This window comes from Klebsiella sp. K47 (assembly GCF_051858335.1).
Lineage (GTDB): Bacteria > Pseudomonadota > Gammaproteobacteria > Enterobacterales > Enterobacteriaceae > Klebsiella > Klebsiella pneumoniae.
The window spans coordinates 18,383-37,710 of sequence record NZ_JBPYUI010000037.1 but is presented as its reverse complement, the minus strand read 5'-3'; the positions used below and the strand labels follow the sequence as shown (position 1 = coordinate 37,710).

At 54.0% G+C, this 19,328-nt stretch carries 16 protein-coding genes and 3 pseudogenes; 8 read left to right on the top strand and 11 right to left on the bottom strand.

Features of this window, described 5'->3' with window-relative positions; all coding sequences use genetic code 11:
- Window positions 1–112 precede the first annotated feature (112 nt).
- The 3 genes from lacY to lacI form a co-directional block, all read right to left on the bottom strand.
- Window positions 113–1,366: a lactose permease gene (gene lacY / locus RRF55_RS24695; protein WP_023287163.1), complete on the bottom strand. Its 1,254-nt coding sequence runs from the start codon at window positions 1,364–1,366 to the stop codon at window positions 113–115.
- A gap of 51 nt (window positions 1,367–1,417) precedes the next feature.
- Window positions 1,418–4,492, bottom strand: coding sequence for a beta-galactosidase (gene lacZ, locus RRF55_RS24690; RefSeq protein WP_023287164.1), 3,075 nt, complete (start codon window positions 4,490–4,492; stop codon window positions 1,418–1,420).
- A gap of 121 nt (window positions 4,493–4,613) precedes the next feature.
- Entirely contained in the window at window positions 4,614–5,696 is a 1,083-nt protein-coding gene (gene lacI, locus RRF55_RS24685; RefSeq protein ID WP_048292269.1) for a DNA-binding transcriptional repressor LacI, read from the bottom strand.
- 352 nt (window positions 5,697–6,048) lie between these two features.
- On the opposite strand from lacI, the pseudogene RRF55_RS24680 reads away from it, so the two are divergent.
- Window positions 6,049–7,058, top strand: a pseudogene (locus tag RRF55_RS24680) (zinc-binding alcohol dehydrogenase family protein).
- Window positions 7,059–7,417: 359 nt separating this feature from the next.
- Here RRF55_RS24680 and RRF55_RS24675 read toward each other — a convergent pair.
- Window positions 7,418–9,145: pseudogene (locus RRF55_RS24675) on the bottom strand (Tn3 family transposase); the annotation flags it as partial.
- Between the two features lie 158 nt (window positions 9,146–9,303).
- Between RRF55_RS24675 and RRF55_RS24670 the strand changes: the two are divergent.
- The 3 genes from RRF55_RS24670 to RRF55_RS24660 all read left to right on the top strand — a co-directional run bounded on the left by RRF55_RS24670 (window position 9,304) and on the right by RRF55_RS24660 (window position 11,579).
- Entirely contained in the window at window positions 9,304–9,882 is a 579-nt protein-coding gene (locus tag RRF55_RS24670; RefSeq protein WP_004206571.1) for a recombinase family protein, read from the top strand.
- Window positions 9,883–10,057: 175 nt separating this feature from the next.
- The gene (gene chrA, locus RRF55_RS24665; protein ID WP_004206572.1) at window positions 10,058–11,263 is read left to right on the top strand and encodes a chromate efflux transporter; all 1,206 of its coding nucleotides are present in this window, start codon (window positions 10,058–10,060) and stop codon (window positions 11,261–11,263) included.
- Between the two features lie 10 nt (window positions 11,264–11,273).
- The gene (locus RRF55_RS24660; RefSeq protein ID WP_004206574.1) at window positions 11,274–11,579 is read left to right on the top strand and encodes a PadR family transcriptional regulator; all 306 of its coding nucleotides are present in this window, start codon (window positions 11,274–11,276) and stop codon (window positions 11,577–11,579) included.
- 128 nt (window positions 11,580–11,707) lie between these two features.
- Here the strand turns inward: RRF55_RS24660 and arsH are convergent, their stop codons facing one another.
- Window positions 11,708–12,406 carry an arsenical resistance protein ArsH gene (gene arsH, locus RRF55_RS24655; RefSeq protein ID WP_016151343.1) on the bottom strand — a complete coding sequence of 233 codons (699 nt, stop codon included), beginning with the start codon at window positions 12,404–12,406 and terminating at the stop codon, window positions 11,708–11,710.
- A gap of 85 nt (window positions 12,407–12,491) precedes the next feature.
- Between arsH and RRF55_RS24650 the strand changes: the two genes are divergently transcribed.
- From RRF55_RS24650 to RRF55_RS24635, 4 genes are all read left to right on the top strand, one after another.
- On the top strand, window positions 12,492–12,812 hold the full coding sequence (locus tag RRF55_RS24650; protein WP_004206577.1) for a transcriptional regulator: 321 nt from the start codon (window positions 12,492–12,494) through the stop codon (window positions 12,810–12,812).
- Between the two features lie 44 nt (window positions 12,813–12,856).
- Complete coding sequence (locus RRF55_RS24645) at window positions 12,857–14,146, top strand: arsenic transporter (RefSeq protein ID WP_007898880.1); 1,290 nt, start codon at window positions 12,857–12,859, stop codon at window positions 14,144–14,146.
- A 12-nt stretch (window positions 14,147–14,158) separates the two neighbouring features.
- Window positions 14,159–14,584 (top strand): glutaredoxin-dependent arsenate reductase, encoded by a 426-nt coding sequence (gene arsC, locus RRF55_RS24640; RefSeq protein WP_007898882.1) that lies wholly within the window; start codon window positions 14,159–14,161, stop codon window positions 14,582–14,584.
- A gap of 113 nt (window positions 14,585–14,697) precedes the next feature.
- The gene (locus RRF55_RS24635; RefSeq protein ID WP_023287167.1) at window positions 14,698–14,976 is read left to right on the top strand and encodes an EAL domain-containing protein; all 279 of its coding nucleotides are present in this window, start codon (window positions 14,698–14,700) and stop codon (window positions 14,974–14,976) included.
- A 22-nt stretch (window positions 14,977–14,998) separates the two neighbouring features.
- Here RRF55_RS24635 and RRF55_RS24630 read toward each other — a convergent pair.
- The 6 genes and pseudogenes from RRF55_RS24630 to fecB all read right to left on the bottom strand — a co-directional run.
- A pseudogene (locus RRF55_RS24630) lies at window positions 14,999–15,257 on the bottom strand (IS66 family transposase); the annotation flags it as partial.
- Window positions 15,258–15,306: 49 nt separating this feature from the next.
- Entirely contained in the window at window positions 15,307–15,645 is a 339-nt protein-coding gene (tnpB, locus tag RRF55_RS24625; RefSeq protein ID WP_032414410.1) for an IS66 family insertion sequence element accessory protein TnpB, read from the bottom strand.
- Between the two features lie 53 nt (window positions 15,646–15,698).
- A complete protein-coding gene (gene fecE / locus RRF55_RS24620) occupies window positions 15,699–16,466 on the bottom strand; it encodes a Fe(3+) dicitrate ABC transporter ATP-binding protein FecE (protein ID WP_004152282.1) in 768 nt (255 codons plus the stop codon).
- On the bottom strand, window positions 16,467–17,423 hold the full coding sequence (fecD, locus tag RRF55_RS24615; protein ID WP_004118246.1) for a Fe(3+) dicitrate ABC transporter permease subunit FecD: 957 nt from the start codon (window positions 17,421–17,423) through the stop codon (window positions 16,467–16,469). It abuts the gene before it with no gap.
- Window positions 17,420–18,418, bottom strand: coding sequence for an iron-dicitrate ABC transporter permease FecC (gene fecC, locus RRF55_RS24610; RefSeq protein WP_023287169.1), 999 nt, complete (start codon window positions 18,416–18,418; stop codon window positions 17,420–17,422). The genes fecD and fecC overlap by 4 nt, the downstream gene beginning before the upstream one ends.
- Window positions 18,415–19,317: a Fe(3+) dicitrate ABC transporter substrate-binding protein FecB gene (fecB, locus tag RRF55_RS24605; protein ID WP_023287170.1), complete on the bottom strand. Its 903-nt coding sequence runs from the start codon at window positions 19,315–19,317 to the stop codon at window positions 18,415–18,417. The genes fecC and fecB overlap by 4 nt, the downstream gene beginning before the upstream one ends.
- Window positions 19,318–19,328 lie beyond the last annotated feature (11 nt).

Here is a 19,328-nt window from a genome sequence, read left to right as displayed (position 1 = left end):
CACAACCCGCTACGGGGGAGACTTACCCGAAATCTGATTTATTCAACAAAGCCCATTCCGTCCTGATAAGTTGGTCGGATAAGGCGCTCGCGCCGTATCCGACATTAATTTCTTAAGCGACTTCATTCACCTGGCGACGCAGCAGGGAAAGTGGGTCGGGGCCGCTAAGCGTGAACACGGAAATTAAGGTGAAGCCCAGCGCCACCAGACCCAGCACCAGGTAAGCGCCCTGGAAACCGATGCTTTCATACATATTGCCCGCCAGAATAGACATAAAAATCATCGCCAGTTGCTTAAAGAAGCAGAAACAGACCAGATAAATCGTCGCTGAAAAACGCACTTCAAACTGGCTGGTAATATATTTAAAGCTGCCCACCAGCAGGAACGGTACTTCAAACATATGCAGCGTTTTCAGAATAACCACTTCCAGTGCTGAGGTAGCGAACGATGAGCCAATAATACGTACTGACATAATAGTGCCAGCCAGCAGCAGGGCGTTTTTCCCACCGATGCGATTAATGATCAGTGGCGCAAAAAACATAATCGAGGCGTTAAGTAATTCGCCCATTGTCGTTACGTAGCCAAATACCCGCGTACCCTGTTCACCGGTAGCAAAGAACGAAGTAAAGAAATTAGCAAACTGTTGGTCAAAAACATCGTAGGTGCAGGAAACGCCAATAACATACAGTGACAAAAACCACAGTTTTGGCTGTCTGAACAGTTCCAGCGCCAGCTTAAGGCTAAATGCCGAATGGTTGGCACCTACCGCATTGGCAACCGTGGCAGAAGAGGGCGCATCCGTTTTGGCGAAAAAGAGTAAAACGGCGAGGATGAGTGCACAGCCAGAACCCAGCCAGAAAACAAACTGATTATTGATGGTGAACATGATGCCGACAATCGAGGCACACAGCGCCCAGCCAACACAGCCAAACATCCGCGCGCGACCAAATTCGAAATTACTGCGACGGCTGACTTTCTCGATAAATGCCTCTACTGCTGGCGCACCGGCGTTAAAACAAAAGCCTAGATAAATACCACCAACAATCGATCCTACTAAAATGTTGTATTGTAACAGTGGCCCGAAGATAAAAATAAAGAACGGCGCAAACATCACTAACATGCCGGTAATAATCCACAGCAGGTATTTGCGCAGCCCGAGTTTGTCAGAAAGCAGACCAAACAGCGGTTGGAATAATAGCGAGAACAGAGAAATAGCGGCAAAAATAATACCCGTATCACTTTTGCTGATATGGTTGATGTCATGTAGCCAAATCGGGAAAAACGGGAAGTAGGCTCCCATGATAAAAAAGTAAAAGAAAAAGAATAAACCGAACATCCAAAAGTTTGTGTTTTTTAAATAGTACATAATGGATTTCCTTACGCGAAATACGGGCAGACATGGCCTGCCCGGTTATTATTATTTTTGACACCAGAGCAACTGGTAATGGTAGCTACCGGCGCTAAGGTGGAATTCCGCCGACACTGACGGGCTCCAGGAGTCGTCGCCACCAATCCCCATATGGAAACCGTCGATATTCAGCCATGTGCCTTCTTCCGCGTGCAGCAGATGGCGATGGCTGGTTTCCATCAGTTGCTGTTGACTGTAGCGGCTGATGTTGAACTGGAAGTCGCCGCGCCACTGGTGTGGGCCATAATTCAATTCGCGCGTCCCGCAGCGCAGACCGTTTTCGCTCGGGAAGACGTACGGGGTATACATGTCTGACAATGGCAGATCCCAGCGGTCAAAACAGGCCGCAGTAAGGCGGTCGGGATAGTTTTCTTGCGGCCCTAATCCGAGCCAGTTTACCCGCTCTGCTACCTGCGCCAGCTGGCAGGTCAGGCCAATCCGCGCCGGATGTGGCGTATTGCTCGCCACTTCAACACCAACGGTAATCGCCATTTGACCACTTCCATCAATCCGGTAGGTTTTCCGGCTGATAAATAAGGTTTTCCCCTGATGCTGCCACGCGTGGACCGTGGTAATCAGCACCGCGTCGGCAAGCGTATCTGCCGTGCACTGCAACAACGCTGCTTCGGCCTGGTAATGGCCCGCCGCCTTCCAGCGTTCGACCCAGGCGTTAGGGTCAATGCGGGTCGCTTCACTTACGCCAATGTCGTTATCCAGCGGTGCGCGGGTGAACTGATCGCGCAGCGGCGTCAGCAGTTGTTTTTTATCGCCAATCCACATCTGTGAAAGAAAGCCTGACTGGCGGTTAAATTGCCAACGCTTATTATCCAGCTCGATGCAAAAATCCGTTTCGCTGGTGGTCAGTTGCGGGATGGCGTGGGGCGCGGAGGGGAGTGTCACGCTGAGGTTTTCCGCCAGACGCCACTGCTGCCAGGCGCTGATGTGTCCGGCTGCTGACCATGTGGTCGCGTGCGGTTGCACTACGTAAACCGTTAGCCAGAGTTGTCCGGCGCTCTCCGGCTGCGGTAGTCCAGGCAGTTCAATCAACTGTTTACCTTGTGGAGCGACATCCAGAGGCACTTCACCGCTTGCCAGCGGCTTGCCATCCAGCGCCACCATCCAGTGCAGGAGCTCGTTATCGCTATGACGGAACAGGTATTCGCTGGTCACTTCGATGGTTCGCCCGGATAAACTGAACTGGAAAAACTGCTGCTGGTGTTTTGCTTCCGTCAGCGCCGGATGCGGCGTGCGGTCGGCAAAGACCAGACCGTTCATGCAGAACTGGCGATCATTCGGCGTATCGCCAAAATCACCGCCGTAAGCCGACCACGGATTGCCATTTTCATCATATTTAATCAGCGACTGATCCACCCAGTCCCAGACGAAGCCGCCCTGTAAACGGGGGTACTGACGAAACGCCTGCCAGTATTTAGCGAAGCCGCCAAGACTGTTACCCATCGCGTGGGCGTATTCGCAAAGGATCAGCGGGCGCGTCTCTCCAGGCAACGAAAGCCATTTTTTGATGGACCATTTCGGCACAGCCGGGAAGGGCTGGTCTTCATCCACACGCGCGTACATCGGGCAAATAATATCGGTTGCGGAGGTGTCGGCTCCGCCGCCTTCATACTGTACCGGGCGGGAAGGATCGACAGATTTGATCCAGCGATAGAGTGCGTCGTGATTAGCGCCGTGGCCTGATTCATTCCCCAGCGACCAGATGATCACACTCGGGTGATTACGATCGCGCTGCACCATTCGCGTTACGCGTTCGCTCATCGCGGGTAGCCAGCGCGGATCATCGGTCAGACGATTCATTGGCACCATGCCGTGGGTTTCAATGTTGGCTTCATCCACCACATACAGGCCGTAGTGGTCGCACAGCGTGTACCACAGCGGATGGTTCGGATAATGCGAACAGCGCACGGCGTTAAAGTTGTTCTGCTTCATCAGCAGGATATCCTGCACCATCGTCTGCTCATCCATGACCTGACCATGCAGAGGATGATGCTCGTGACGGTTAACGCCGCGAATCAGCAACGGCTTGCCGTTCAGCAGCAGCAGACCATTTTCAATCCGCACCTCGCGGAAACCGACATCGCAGGCTTCTGCTTCAATCAGCGTGCCGTCGGCGGTGTGCAGTTCAACCACCGCACGATAGAGATTCGGGATTTCGGCGCTCCACAGTTTCGGGTTTTCGACGTTCAGACGTAGGGTGACGTGATCGGCATAACCACCACGCTCATCGATAATTTCACCGCCGAAAGGCGCGGTGCCGCTGGCGACCTGCGTTTCACCCTGCCACAAAGAAACCGTCACCCGCAGCTCATCGCGCAGCTCGCCGTACATCTGAACGTCTGCCTCCAGTACAGCGCGGCTGAAATCATCATTAAAGTGAGTGGCTACATGGAAATCGCTGATTTGCGTGCTCGGTTTATGCAGCAACGAGACGTCACGGAAAATGCCGCTCATCCGCCACATATCCTGATCTTCCAGATAACTGCCGTCACTCCAGCGCAGCACCATCACCGCGAGGCGGTTTTCTCCGGCGTGTAAAAATGCGCTCAGGTCAAATTCAGACGGCAAACGACTGTCCTGTCCGTAACCGACCCAGCGCCCGTTGCACCACAAATGAAACGCCGAGTTAACACCATCAAAAATAATTCGCGTCTGGCCTTCCTGTAGCCAGCTTTCATCAACATTAAATGTGAGCGAGTAACAACCCGTCGGATTCTCCGTGGGAACATACGGCGGATTGACCGCAATGGGATAGGTCACGTTGGTGTAGATAGGCGCATCGTAACCGTGCATCTGCCAGTTTGAGGGGACGATGACAGTATCGGCGTCAGGAAGATCGCGCTCCAGCCAGCTTTCTGGTACCGCTTCTGGTGCCGGAAACCAGGCAAAGCACCATTCACCATTCAGGCTGCGCGACTCTTGGGAAGGGCGATCGGTGCGAGCCTCTTCGCTATTACGCCAGCTGGCGAAAGGGGGATGTGCCGCAAGGCGATTAAGTTGGGTAACGCCAGGGTTTTCCCAGTCACGACGTTGTAATACGACGGCCAGTGAATCCGTAATCATTGTCATAGTTGTATCCTGCGTGAATTGTTATCCGCTCACATTTTCGCATAACATACGAGCCGGACACATAGAGTGTAAAGCCTGGGGTGCCTAATGAGTGAGCTGACTCACATTAATTGCGTTGCGCTCACTGCCCGCTTTCAAGTCGGGAAACTTGTCGTGCCAGCTGCATTAAGGAATCTGCCAACGTGCGGGGAGAGGTGGTTTGCGTATTGGGCGCCAGGGTGGTTTTTCTTTTCACCAGTGAGACGGGCAACAGCTGATTGCTCTTCACCGCCTGGCCCTGAGAGAGTTTCAGCAAGCGGTCCAAGCTGGTTTGCCCCAGCAGGCGAAAATCCTGTTTGATGGTGGTTAACGGCGGGATATAACACGAGCTGTCTTCGGTATCGTCGTATCCCACTACCGAGATATCCGCACCAACGCGCAACCCGGACTCGGTAATAGCGCGCATTGCGCCCAGCGCCATCTGATCGTTGGCAACCAGCATCGCAGTGGGAACGATGCCCTCATTCAGCATTTGCATGGTTTGTTGAAAACCGGACATGGCACTCCAGTCGCCTTCCCGTTCCGCTATCGGCTGAATTTGATTGCGAGTGAGATATTTATGCCAGCCCGCCAGACGCAGACGCGCCGAGACAGAACTTAATGGGCCCGCTAACAGCGCGATTTGCTGGTGACCCAATGCGACCAGATGCTCCACGCCCAGTCGCGTACCGTCTTCATGGGAGAAAATAATACTGTTGATGGGAGTCTGGTCAGAGACATCAAGAAATAACGCCGGAACATTAGCGCAGGCAGCTTCCACAGCAATGGCATCCTGGTCATCCAGCGGATAGTTAATGATCAGCCCACTGACGCGTTGCGCGAGAAGATTGTGCACCGCCGCTTTACAGGCTTCGACGCCGCTTCGTTCTACCATCGACACCACCACGCTGGCACCCAGTTGATCGGCGCGAGATTTAATCGCCGCGACAATTTGCGACGGCGCGTGCAGGGCCAGACTGGAGGTGGCAACGCCAATCAGCAACGACTGTTTCCCCGCCAGTTGTTGTGCCACGCGGTTGGGAATGTAGTTCAGCTGCGCCATCGCCGCTTCCACCTTTTCCCGCGTTTTCGCAGAGACGTGGCTGGCCTGGTTCACCACGCGGGAAACGGTCTGATAAGAGACACCGGCATACTCTGCGACATCGTATAGCGTTACTGGTTTCACATTTACCACCCTGAATTGACTCTCTTCGGGTGCTATCATGCCATACCACGAAATGTTTTGCGCCATTCGGAGGGGGCACGCCGAAGTGAGATTCAAAATGCCGACGTCAGTTCACAGGTGGGTAATGATACCAACGTGTTGATTTCGTATTTTCACTGACACCAGGATCATCCTGATGTTACAAGGATTGAATGACTACAGATTAAAATAGTCATCAACAGGTTGACAGCATTACCCAGCGCCCGCTTTCCGCGTATTTTTCGATTTGCACTGCCGGGGGCACTGGCGGGTATCGCGTTCCGCACACTTTTACATTTATTTATCTGGTGACTGACCTTTTTAAGGAGACAGAATGAAAGCCGTTGGTTTCTGGCAACCCGGGAAAGTACATCCGTTATTGAAGATTTGTCGCTTCCCCACCCATCCATGCCCAAGGGGCGTGATCTTTTGATCAGAGTCAGGGCGGTCGCGGTTAACCCACGGGACCTGAAAAGCCGGCGAAACATCAGTCCCTCTGCAGGCAATCCGGTAGTTATGGGATACGACGCTTCCGGTGTTGTTGAAGCAACCGGACCAGATGTGACGCTGTTCAGGCCAGGTGACCACGTTTTCTATGCCGGTGTGCTCGATCGCCAGGGAGCCAACGCAGAGTTTCAGCTGGTTGACGAACGCATTACGGGGATAAAGCCGGCAGCACTAAGTTTTGAAGCTGCAGCGTCGGTTCCTCTGACCGGTCTGACAGCCTGGGAAATGTTATTTGATCGTCTGCAGTTGTCAGTGAACGGAGATGCTGATCAGACCCTGTTGATGCTTGGCGGTGCGGGCGGAGTCCCTTGTATGGCTATACAGCTTGCCCGCACTCTGAGTCGGGTGAACATCATCGGGACTGCCTCCCGGCAGGAGAGTGTCAGAGCGGTTCGCGGGTTTGGTGCGCATTATGTCCTGGATCATTCATGTGCGCTTGCGCCACAGGTTGCCAGCCTTGCTGGACTCCCTCCCATTACCCGGATTTTCTCAACGTACACCACGCCATCTGCCTGGGAAAATATGGCCGAAATTATTGCCCCACAAGGCCGTATCGGACTCATCGACGACCCTGAACCACTGGATCTGCGTTTGATCAAATTTAAGAGCGTTTCTGTTCACTGGGAGGCAATGTTTACCCGCCCCATGCATGCTACTGCGGACATGTCTAAACAGCATGATATTCTTAACAAACTCTCATGCATGCTGGATTCCGGTAAGCTCAAACCTCCGTTGCTGGCAGAGTATGGCAGGCTGAATGCTAAAGCACTTCGCCGGGCTCATGAGGACATGGAAAATAAAAATGTGAACGGGAAAATTGTTTTTTCAGGGTTCTGATGAACAGGCCTGTCAGAGTAAAAAAAGATTCGGGTTCAGCACAATGCTGAATTCTGTCTGGCTATAGAGTAAGAATCGTACCGGAATTGAGCATTTACCCTCAGTACCTGCGGATGAAAAAGCAGTCTGCCCTGACATACTGAACAATCCCTTCTCATAAGATGCCTCTCTTTTGCTGTTTAAAGAGCTGAGCAGTCCGGGCGGAGACTGACCTCGTTCCGCTTTCCAAGCGACCCCCTTGTTGAAAGTGCGACAAAAGAGATAGGGCGAATGACTATACTTCGCTCATAGCTGCCCGCCATGCCAGCTCAAAAAACAGGCTTAACGTAGGATATTTTCCGTTTTCCAAGCGGCCCCCTTTTAGGGTGAGGGAGCATGCCATAAACCAGATCGCCAAAAGGGGATGCTGCTGAAGGGACACTGTTATCCAGCGGGGTAATTTTCACGCCTTTATCCGATATATCAACATCGGGTAAATCACCGGCCAGCGCCATCGCGTTAACTTCTTCCAGACGCGATGCAAGAAGCGTCAAACGGCTCTTGATGTATTCATGGCAATCGGCCGGAACAGCAAGGGGTAACTGGTTATCCCGGAGTGATTTTTCAAAATCGTCTGACGGGATCAGATAATCATCGAAATTCCTGTAGCGGCGTGACCCCTTTACCCAGGTGTCACCTGAACGTAAGGCTCCCTTCAGTTCATTCAGCACGCAAAATTCGTAATATTTTCGGTCAATGCCGGTGGGGGTGATCACAACCTTTCTCCAGCTTTCCGGGATGAACCCGATTGGCGCGGAAGGCGGTACTTTTCGGAGTTGTTTTCTATACATATCTCTGACGGTATCCAATGCGTCACTGAGCTGCATTGCGGCGGGTGCAGCCCTGAACTGCAACACGGACAGCATCCGGGGGGCGTATTTACGCAGCGTACTGTATTTTTCTGTGATCAGATGCAACGGGTCGAAGTTGTCCTTACGTGACAGGAACCGCGTCTCTTCCACGCTGTTGATGAATTCCTGCCAGGGAAGGACGTCTTCTATTGCGGCCCAGGGATCTTCCCCGGACTCTCTGGCGTTAAGTAATGCCTGTCCGACGGTAACGTATTGCTTCAGTTTACTCTGAATCAGCTTTCCCGTTTGCTGGAGCCGCTCGGCCTGAGTACGTTTTGCCCTGCTGAACAGACTACTCAGAATACGCTCGTGCAGATCAATAACTTCGTCAGTCAGGGTGGATCTGGCCTCCGATATGATACAAACCAGCGAGGCATAACGGCGAACATCCGTGAATCTTGCCAGATCCCGGCTACTCATTTTCCTGCCTTCGCGTGCGAGTTTCAGGAGTCGGTTCTGGTGAACGGAAAGTGCAATGCCGTCAGGGAGTGCCAGCGACTCAATCGCATTTAACCGGTCGATATGTTGCAGGACATTTTTACCATTAATTTTTCCCGGAGGCTGGAGCAGCCAGGCCAGCCGTGAAGGTTGCTCACCCTCAGATACCAACAGACGGTCCAGTGCCGCTTTATGCCCTGGTTCAAGCTGCGCGGTAAGCGCAGAAAAAACCGCCCTGTCGGCAAGTGTTGTTGCTTCGGCCAGGGTTCGTTCGATCACTTCAACAGAGGGGAAAATAACCTTATTATTGTGGAGCCAGGAGAGCATTTCCTCCGCAAGTAAAAAACCTCTGTCTGTCCGCATGGCGTGGGGATAAAGGTGGCGAATACAGGTTTTTTGCAGCGCCCGGTTAAAAGGGGATAATTCCAGGTAGCGGTAGAGTTCAGCCAGATGTTCCCAGCGGGTGACCTCTCTTGATGCATACTCGGCCCACAAATCAGACTGGACTTTCAAATGAGCCGCCAGCCTGAAGACAACACAGTCGTGAGGTGAAATACTTTTGTCGGGAGGAAACCCTGGTCCTCGCAAATAACAGAGTAAAACTGCAAAGCCCAGACGGTTAGCTGGCCTGCGGTGTTTATTAATGAGCGCGAGGTCATGTTCACTCAGAAAGCACATGCGCGTCAGAAATACGTCATCATCTGGCACAATCAACAAGCGTTCTTTTTCTTCACTACTGAGTATTTGTCTCCGTGGCATAAATGCTTCCCCTGCACATAGTTCATTAAAGTTATCATTCGCACTGACCGAAACCGGTCGGTTTCGTACGCCTCGCAAACAATATGTCCGAAAGTCAGCGAAATTTGTTTCGTACATACGTTATAATTCGGACACCCTTTGCGTACGGAAAGTTTCCTATGTCACGAGTTTTTGCCTACTGTCGGGTCTCCACTCTGGAACAGAATACAGAAAATCAGCGCCATGAAATTGAAGCGGCGGGTTTTGCCATCAGACCCCAGCGGCTGATTGAGGAACATATAAGTGGTTCGGTTGCTGCCAGCGAAAGACCAGGGTTCATCCGGTTGCTTGATCGAATGGAAAGCGGTGACGTATTGATTGTCACCAAACTTGACCGACTCGGCCGTAATGCGATGGATATCCGAAAAACAGTTGAACAACTGGCTACTTTAGATATCCGTGTTCATTGTCTCGCTCTCGGAGGTGTGGATTTAACCAGCCCGGCCGGAAAAATGACTATGCAGGTGATTTCAGCTGTGGCTGAGTTTGAGAGGGATCTGCTGATTGAACGCACACATTCAGGGATTTCTCGGGCAAGATCAGCCGGGAAACGCTTCGGTCGTCCGCCCATCTTGAGCGAGGAGCAAAAAAAAATAGTGTCAGAGCGCCTTAATTCCGGGGCCAGTATCAGTGCGGTTGCCAGAGAATTTAATACCACCCGGCAAACCATACTCCGGGTAAAAGCAGGACAGCAATAATACTGAATGTGAATAAAGCCCATAACTGGCCAGGCAGTTGAAACTGTTCTTGAAGTAAACATCTGGAAAGCATGAAACATCATTCTATCCACAGGGAGCAGTGGCTATTATAATCGAATTTCGACAACGAAATTCGATTAGAATAGCCACTAAAACCAGCAATCAGGATCTGACCATGAACGATACTGCCAGGAATGATCACAGCCCCTGGGCTGTCTTTCTGATTTTCTTCCGACTTGGCCTGACATCCTTCGGCGGCCCAATTGCCCATCTGGGTTACTTCCGCGATGAGTTTGTGACGCGACGGCAGTGGTTGACCGAGCGCAGCTATGCAGATTTGGTCGCTCTGTGCCAGTTCCTTCCGGGACCAGCAAGCAGTCAGGTTGGTATAGCGCTCGGGCTGTCCCGGGCCGGTTATACCGGGGCGCTGGCAGCATGGGCCGGCTTCACGCTACCGTCAGCAGTTGCACTGATCCTGTTTGCGCTGGGGATGACCAGTTACGGGGATGTGATGCCCTCTGGTGTATTGCATGGGCTGAAAGTGGTAGCCGTTGCGGTGGTCGCGCAAGCTGTATGGGGCATGGCCCGAAATCTTTGCCCGGATATACCGCGTATTACTGTCATGGCAGTGGCAACCTGCTTTGTGCTTCTTGTGCCATCGGCCTGGGGACAGGTGGGAGTAATCGTCACTGCGGCTGTCACTGGCATGTTACTGTTCAAACCTCAGCAGACGACGGTACATGATCCGCTGCCCGTTTCAATACGGCGTCGCGTCGGATTGTTCTGGCTCACGCTGTTCTTTGTGCTACTGACAGGGTTACCATTGCTGACGGCGATATTCCCAAATCCGACGCTGTTAATGGTAGAAACTTTCTACCGGACCGGATCACTGGTTTTTGGTGGCGGGCATGTCGTGCTGCCATTACTGCAGACTGAAGTCGTTCCTTCTGGCTGGGTCAGCACTGATACATTCCTGGCTGGCTACGGCGCTGCCCAGGCCGTTCCTGGACCGTTGTTCACTTTTGCAGCCTTTCTCGGGGCTTCGATGAACCAGGTGCCTTCTGGCTGGCTGGGTGGTCTGGTTTGTCTGCTGGCAATTTTCGCACCGTCCTTCCTTCTGATTGTGGGAGCATTGCCGTTCTGGGAAAGTCTGCGCCGCAATATCCGTACACAAGCAGCGTTGCAGGGTATTAATGCAGCCGTAGTTGGCCTTCTGCTGGCAGCTCTCTATCAACCAGTATGGACGAGCGCAGTTCTCGCTCCGCAAGATTTCGGCCTTGCCCTTGTGGCACTGGTCGCTCTGATGTTCTGGAAACTGCCGCCGTGGCTGGTCGTAGTGAGTTGCGGTGTTGCGGGTTGGTTGTTGAGTTTAGCACTGTGAGGTTCCGGGCGTGACCGACAAAGATCTTTACGGCGGGATGATCCGTTTGCACATCCTGCATCATGCAGCCAAAGAACCCGTCTTTGGTCTGGGCATCATTGAGGAATTGCGACACCACGGTTATCAACTCAGCCCGGGTACCCTGTATCCGATGCTGCACGGTATGGAAAAGAAGGGGTATCTCACCTCACGACATGTTCAGGCCGGTCGACGAAGTCGGCGAGTATATGAAATCACCGGACAAGGGCACATAGCGCTAACGGACGCCAGAAACAGGGTGAAAGAGCTGTTCGGTGAACTTGTTGAAGGCAAATGATATGCCTATGGTTTTAGTCCGGTCTGCCGTCTTCTGAAAACGACAGACACATGTAAGATTATCCGCTGCCTGGCAGAAGGAGACTTTGTGAAAACGCTCATGGTGTGTATTTATACGATCAGAAGGCGTTATATTTTTTCCTGATTGACGCGGTACGAAAGTTCCTGATGACTCTCTTTTCGTTCGCTGTAGCGATCTGCAAGGTAGCTGGTTTGTCCCCTGAGCAGCAACGTAATTTTAAACAACTCCTCTGCGACATCTACGATACGGTCGTACCATGAGGACGGCTTCATCCTTCCGTTCTCATCAAATTCCTGCCAGGCTTTCGCCACCGAGGACTGGTTGGGAATTGTGAACATCCGCATCCAGCGGCCCAGAATGCGCATCTGGTTCACGGCATTGAAGGACTGCGAACCGCCGCAAACCTGCATCACTGCAAGTGTCTTGCCCTGCGAAGGACGAACCGCGCCTTCACTCAACGGTATCCAGTCGATCTGCGCCTTCATCACCGCGCTCATAGCCCCGTGCCGTTCCGGCGAGCTCCACACCATCCCGTCACACCATCTGACCAGCCCGCGTAGCTCGGAGACTTTAGGGTGCGTATCCGGGGCATCATCCGGCAGGGGTAAACCGGAGGGGTTAAAGAATTTCACCTCCGCGCCCATCGCCGTCAGCAGGCGACCTGCTTCCTCCGCGGCAAAGCGACTGTAGGAGCGCTCCCTTACTGAGCCATACAGGATCAGAATCCGTGGGGGCTCCTGCAGGTGCAGACGTTCGGCAATATGTTGATCAAAACAGTCAGTATTCAGGGCTGGAAATTGTTCCATTTTTCTCCACCGGAGAGAACAGGTGATTTTAAAGTTAATATATATGATCTAACATATGTGTATTCTAAAGGGAACGGAGTGAAAAATGCTACAACCTGTTCAGCTTTTCAAAATCCTGTCGGATGAAACACGGCTAGCCATCGTCATGCTTCTCCGTGAGTCCGGAGAATTGTGCGTCTGCGATATCTGCGTTGCCACCTCCGAATCGCAGCCCAAAATTTCGCGACATATGGCTATCCTTCGCGAGGCTGATCTGGTTCTTGACCGTCGGGAAGGCAAATGGATCCACTATCGTCTGTCACCCCATATTCCGGCGTGGGCAGCAGAGACAATCACGACGACCTGGCAGTGTCTGCGCGAGGATGTACGTGAATGGCTGGACAAATCAGCCTGCACCTCCTGCTGAGGCAGGAAAACATATTTACAAAATCATATATGATGGGGTCTGAGATGCTTTTGGCAGGGAGTATATTTTTACTGACGCTGGTACTGGTGATCTGGCAACCCAGAGGCCTGAGTATTGGCTGGAGCGCGAGTATCGGGGCTGTGCTGGCGCTGGGAACCGGTGTCATCCATATCTCTGATATTCCTGTTGTCTGGAATATCGTCTGGAACGCGACAGCGGCATTTATTGCGGTCATCATCATCAGCCTGCTGCTCGATGAGTCCGGCTTCTTTGAATGGGCCGCACTGCACGTCTCCCGCTGGGGTAACGGACGTGGCCGCCTGCTGTTCACCTGGATAGTCTTGCTCGGTGCCGCTGTTGCTGCTTTGTTCGCCAATGATGGCGCCGCGCTGATCCTGACGCCGATTGTGATTGCGATGCTGCTCGCACTGGGGTTCAGCCAGGGCACGACACTGGCCTTTGTCATGGCTGCAGGATTTATTGCAGATACGGCCAGCCTGCCACTCATTGTTTCTAACCTGGTGAATATCGTCTCGGCGGACTTCTTCGATCTGGGCTTTACGCAGTACGCCTCCGTTATGATCCCCGTGGATGCGGCAGCGATTGCGGCCACGCTGATCATGCTGCATCTCTTCTTCCGCAGGGATATTCCGGCAACGTATGACGTTTCGCTGCTGAAGACGCCTGCCAGTGTGATAAAGGATGCGGCAACGTTCAGGGCGGGCTGGATTGTCCTGTTATTGCTGCTTGTCGGTTTCTTCGTTCTGGAGCCGCTGGGGATCCCTGTCAGCGCGATAGCAGCTGCTGGCGCAGCAGTACTGTTTATCGTGGCGAAAAGAGGTCATGGCATCAACACAGGGAAAGTCCTGCGCAGTGCGCCATGGCAGATCGTGATTTTTTCGCTGGGCATGTACCTGGTGGTCTATGGCCTGCGCAATGCCGGGCTCACGGAGTATCTGTCTGGTGTACTGAACCTGCTGGCAGAAAAGGGGTTATGGGCAGCAACGTTCGGCACCGGCTTCCTGACCGCGTTCCTGTCGTCGGTGATGAACAATATGCCGACGGTGCTGATTGGCGCGCTGTCGATTGACGGGAGTACGGCGACTGGCGTCGTCAAAGAGGCAATGATTTATGCCAACGTGATTGGCTGCGATTTAGGCCCGAAAATCACCCCGATTGGCAGTCTGGCAACCCTGCTTTGGCTGCATGTGCTTGCCCAGAAAAATATAACGATCACCTGGGGTTATTACTTCCGCACGGGCATTATCATGACTCTGCCCGTGCTGTTTGTCACTCTGGCCGCGCTGGCGTTGCGGCTTTCCATCACTTTGTAATGAGATAAAGATATGAGCAACATTACCATCTATCACAACCCGGCCTGCGGCACTTCACGCAACACGCTGGAGATGATCCGTAACAGCGGTAACGAACCGACCATTATTTATTATCTCGATACGCCACCGACCCGTGATGAGCTGATTAAACTTATTTCAGATATGGGAATTACGGTGCGTGCATTGCTGCGTAAGAATGTTGAGCCTTATGAACACCTGGGCCTTGATGAAGAGAAATTCAGTGATGAGCAGTTGATTGATTTTATGCTTCAACATCCGATCCTGATTAATCGGCCGGTAGTCGTTACGCCGCTTGGCACTCGTCTTTGCCGCCCTTCAGAAATAGTGCTGGATATTCTACCTGAAGGTCAGAAAGGAGCGTTTACCAAAGAGGACGGCGAAAAGATCATTGACGAAACGGGGAAGCGGGTTAAGTAACCTGTTTTTTTCGTCTCATTTTTATCGTATTCGGGTGTCTGTCTGTACCATGCAGACGCTCGCTTTTTGTAATGCCAGCTAAAGAAACAGGCTTAACGTAGGATATTTTCCGTTTGCCAAGCGGCCCCCATATTGAATGGCTGACGGTACTGGATTTCGATGAGATAAAAATAGACCGTATTTTTATTGCCAATATTGATGACCCGGTGAAGCGAGCGCTACTTGTTTCTGTGGTGAAAGGGTTACGTGGTACTGGCAAACCACTGGTGTTTGTAGGGGGGGAAACGCCAGGACAGTTTGAATTCGTCCGTTCTCTTGGCCTCGGTTACCTAGTTCAGGGCTGGTATACCGGAAAACCCGAAACAATATCTGCGATGAATATTCAGGGTTAAAACGATACGGGGCCCGGCCCGTATCGGCAACCCGACCCGTCAGCGTATCGCTTTCTGTCTGAAGCCGGTTCAGGTCGGCTTCTATCTGCGCGATGCGGCGGGAGATTTATTCAGAACGACTGCCGAAGTTCATCCGGCGAAGCTTATCCAGCTGCGCCTGCAGATGGTCTATTTCGCGCTCCCGGTCGGCCTGCTTTTCCAGCAGGGCGCGGTTCAGCGCTTCCTGTTCGGACAGGCGCTGTTTCAGCAGAAGGATGTCGTCAGGGGGAGGTGTTGTTCATAAGCCCGCATTTTACCAGGCTTATTCAACGACAACCAGGATAAAGAGGCCTACAACATGGTCAGGGACGTAAGCAGTCTTTTAGGCTGCCGCCAGTCGATGCCTTCCAGAAGCATTGCCAGCTGCGCCGGGGTCAGGAACACTTTGCCATCGCGGGCAGAGGGCCAGGCGAAGCGGCCGCGTTCCAGCCGGTTGGTCAGCAGGCACAGCCCGTCGCCGGTGGACCACAGCAGTTTGACCTTACTGCCGCTGCGGCCCCGGAAGATGAAGACATGGCCGGACATCGGGTCATCTTTCAGCATCGTCTGCACCTTTGCGGCGAGACCATTGAAGCCGTTGCGCATGTCGGTGATACCGGCAACCAGCCAGATTTTGGTGCCTGTTGGCAGGTGGTTATCACTTCTTTTATCTGTCCTGTGATGATCCTTATGACTTCGCCAGACTACTTCACCACACACATGGGTCTGCCAGATACCGGTTCGGGATGGATTTCCGCTTCTACGCTGAACACCGTCTTTAGAAGCTCTGGTTTCATCACTGCTTCCGGAGCACCTTGCGCCATCACGCGACCGCTTGCCAGTACCACCAGATGATCGCAATAGCGGCTGGCCTGATTCAGATCGTGGAGTACCGTCACTACGGTTTTCCCCTGCCTTTTGAGTTCAACCATCAGGCGCATCAGTTCAACCTGATGATTGATATCGAGGTAGGTCGTAGGCTCATCAAGAAGAATGAGTGGGGTATCCTGTGCCAACACCATCGCCAGAAACGCACGCTGGCGCTGGCCGCCGGAAAGCTGGGTTAACCTGCGGTCAGCCAGATTGCGCGTCCGGGTCTGACTCATTGCCACGTTGACCCGCTCGTTGTCTTCCGCGGAGAGTCGCCCCCACAACGACAGCCACGGGCTGCGGCCGTAGGAAACCAGTTCCCGTACAGTGATCCCCTCGGGGGATAAATGGTGTTGCGGCAGTAAAGCCAGGCGGCGAGCCAGCTGGCGGGCGGAAAAACCGGCTATGGGTTTTTCATCAAGCAATATCTCGCCAGAGTCTGGTGTTAACAGGCGAGAAAAACAGTTCAACAGCGTCGATTTCCCGCAACCGTTAGGGCCGAGCAGGGCCGTGATTTTTCCGGCAGGCAGGGCGAGAGAAAGTCCATCCAGCACGGTTTGTGCGCCATAGCTGACGGTCAGATTTTCAGTACGTAATCTCATTTATCGCATTCTCACAAGCAGCCAGACAAACCACGGTGCGCCGATAATGGCGGTCAGCACGCCTGCCGGAAGCTCCAGCGGCGGATGAATGATTCGTGCCAGCAGATCGGCAATGACCAGCAACAACGCGCCCGTCAGGGCCGAAACGGGCATCAGCCAGCGGTGACGCCCGCCGGCGATCCTGCGCACCATGTGCGGCACGACGAGACCAATAAAACTTATCGGGCCACAGACGGCCACGCCGGTTGCTGTCATCGCGACAGCCAGCATCAGCCCCTGGAACCGGGTGCGCTGAACCGACACGCCGAGCGTGGCTGCTCGTGCATCGCCCAGCGCCAGCAGGTCGAGATCGCGACAAAAGCGCAGGCTCAGCGGCAAAAACAGAATGAGCAACGGCACGGCAATCTTCACAAAGTGCCAGTCGCGCCCCCATAAGCTACCCGTCAGCCACAGCAGGGCACTGTTTACATCCTGCGGGTGCAGGAGCATCAGGTAATCCGTCAGGCTCGCCCAGCAGGCGGAAAGCGCCACGCCGGTGAGCGCCAGCTTCATCGGCTGGTGGGTCTTTGCCAGCATCTTCAGCAAGATCAACCCCGCCATACCGCCCGCAAAGGCCAGCAGCGGCAGCACCATCACGGATAGTGATGGCATAAGAAGCAGTGCTCCCACAGAGGCAAGGCTGGCGGCATGGTTAATGCCGAGAATATCCGGTGATGCTAGCGGGTTACGCACAATCCCCTGTACCAGCACGCCCGCCACGGCGAGGGCTGCACCGACAAACAGTGCCAGCAGCAAGCGCGGCAGTCGGTACTCCATCAATACATAATAATGCTCGCGTCCGTCCTGCCAGTCGGTCAGCAGCGCGCGCCACGGCACGGGGATCACCCCCATATGGAGTGATAACAGCGCACAGCCTGCCAGGGCAAGGGTGATGAAAATGACCAGCGCAATTTTCATCCTCGCCTCCTCACCAGCCAGACAAAGCAAGGACTGCCAATCAGCGCCAGCACTGCGCCTGCGGGCAGATCGCCGGGGAAGGCCAGCGCGCGTGCGAGTACATCTGCCATCAGCATCAGCGTGGCCCCCAGCAGCATGCTCACCGGCAGTACGTTGCGCTGATCGAAGCCTGCCCAGAAGCGCGCCAGATGTGGCACCAGCAGGCCGATAAACGCCACCGGACCTGCCACACTGACGCACGCGCCAACCAGAAGCAGCACTAACATATTGATGATCAAACGTAGTCTCGGCAGGTTCACTCCCAGCGTATGGGCGGTACTGTCGCTGACGTTGAGCAGGTTCAGTTGATTCGCCAGCAGCAACACGACAGGGACTGCAGTGACCACCACCGGCAAGAGCTGCCAGACATCCTGCCAGTGGGCGTGGGACACTCCGCCTGCCAGCCAGTAAAAGATGCCGTAAGCATGATCTTCGGCCAGCAGCAGGGTGATGCGGGTCAGGGCCATACAAAAGGCCGACAGCGCGATACCCGCGAGGATCAGTTTGTTTCTGTCCTGGGTATGACGAAACCCGCCTCCTGCGGTCATGACCAGCAGCCAGCTCACGCCGCCCCCGCATGCCGCGATGAACGACAGGGAATAGCCTGCAACCGGCGTCGGACTCAGCGCGCTGGTAAGCGCCATAGCCAGCGCCGCGCCGCTGTTAATGCCGAGCAGTGAAGGAGAGGCCATTGGGTTGTGGGTCAGGGTTTGCAGCAGCGTGCCCGCGAGCGCCAGGCTTGCGCCGATCAGAACGGCGACCAGGCTTCGCGGCAAACGAAGGTTTTGCACCAGCGCTTCTGGTAGCGTTGGCGTGTGTCCAGGCAGCAGGGCGCGGATTGCGTCTGCTCCGGAAACAGGAATGGCCGAGTAGCAAAACAGACTCAGCCAGAAAATAATAATAAGTACTGCAACGGGAAGCCCCGACAGCAGCACCGGGTGTTTTAGCGCGGTCATTTCACATCGGTAAGCGGCTGATGGTGGGAGATTTTTACCGTGTCAGCGGCAATACGCTCTGCGGCAAAAATACCGCGCATCCGCGCCCAGGCGTTACTGTCGACTGAAGCAACCTGCTGCTTCTGCGCGGCGGTTAATATCTGCCAGAGCGGATCTTGTTGCCAGCGTTTAACAATGCTCTCTTCGCGATAGTGGGCAACCAGCAGCCAGGCAGGATTGACCGCCAGCAGTTGCTCCAGGCCGATGGACGGCATGGACGCGCCCGCCATCGCAGCGGGAACGTTCAGCCCCAGAGAAGCCAGCACGCTGCCGGTCCAGGTCTCCTGGGTATGCAGGTTGAATAGCTGTTCGCGTGATGTGCCAAAGGCCACGCGTGTCCCTGTGGGAAGCTGGCTGGCCCACTGCGCCATCTTCTCTTTATGTTGTTCCAGACGCGCCTGCATCTCTCGTTTTTTACCTACCACTTCGCCGATGATAGCCGCTGAGTGCAAATTTTCAGCGTAGGTTTCGTTGCGGGACTTAAGCAGCAGTACCGGCGCGATTTGCTGCAAGGCGGTGTAAATCCCCGCATGGCGACTGCTGTCGGCAATGATCAGGTCTGGTTTCAGGGCAGCAATGGCTTCCAGGCTCGGCTGCGCGCGCGTTCCGACGGACTGCCACGGTTTCAGGTGCGCACGCACTTCGGGCAGGATGCGTTTTGCATCGTTATCGTCGGCAATACCGATCGGGCTGACGTCCACGGCGGCCAGCGCATCGGCGAACGAGAGTTCCAGCACCACAATCCGTTGTGGCGTTTTATCGAGTGTAAACGTGCCGTGTTCGTCCTGAACCGTGGCGGCAAAGGCGTGGCCGATCACCAGCAGCAGGCCTGCAAAAAGAAAACGGATAAATGCCAACATATTCACATTCC

Coding starts and splice junctions, on each gene's coding strand:
- lacY (WP_023287163.1), bottom strand. CDS start 1,366: ATGTACTATTTAAAAAACACAAACTTTTGGATGTTCGGTTTATTCTTT.
- lacZ (WP_023287164.1), bottom strand. CDS start 4,492: ATGACAATGATTACGGATTCACTGGCCGTCGTATTACAACGTCGTGAC.
- RRF55_RS24670 (WP_004206571.1), top strand. CDS start 9,304: ATGTCACGAGTTTTTGCCTACTGTCGGGTCTCCACTCTGGAACAGAAT.
- chrA (WP_004206572.1), top strand. CDS start 10,058: ATGAACGATACTGCCAGGAATGATCACAGCCCCTGGGCTGTCTTTCTG.
- arsH (WP_016151343.1), bottom strand. CDS start 12,406: ATGGAACAATTTCCAGCCCTGAATACTGACTGTTTTGATCAACATATT.
- RRF55_RS24650 (WP_004206577.1), top strand. CDS start 12,492: ATGCTACAACCTGTTCAGCTTTTCAAAATCCTGTCGGATGAAACACGG.
- RRF55_RS24645 (WP_007898880.1), top strand. CDS start 12,857: ATGCTTTTGGCAGGGAGTATATTTTTACTGACGCTGGTACTGGTGATC.
- arsC (WP_007898882.1), top strand. CDS start 14,159: ATGAGCAACATTACCATCTATCACAACCCGGCCTGCGGCACTTCACGC.
- fecE (WP_004152282.1), bottom strand. CDS start 16,466: ATGAGATTACGTACTGAAAATCTGACCGTCAGCTATGGCGCACAAACC.
- fecD (WP_004118246.1), bottom strand. CDS start 17,423: ATGAAAATTGCGCTGGTCATTTTCATCACCCTTGCCCTGGCAGGCTGT.
- fecC (WP_023287169.1), bottom strand. CDS start 18,418: ATGACCGCGCTAAAACACCCGGTGCTGCTGTCGGGGCTTCCCGTTGCA.
- fecB (WP_023287170.1), bottom strand. CDS start 19,317: ATGTTGGCATTTATCCGTTTTCTTTTTGCAGGCCTGCTGCTGGTGATC.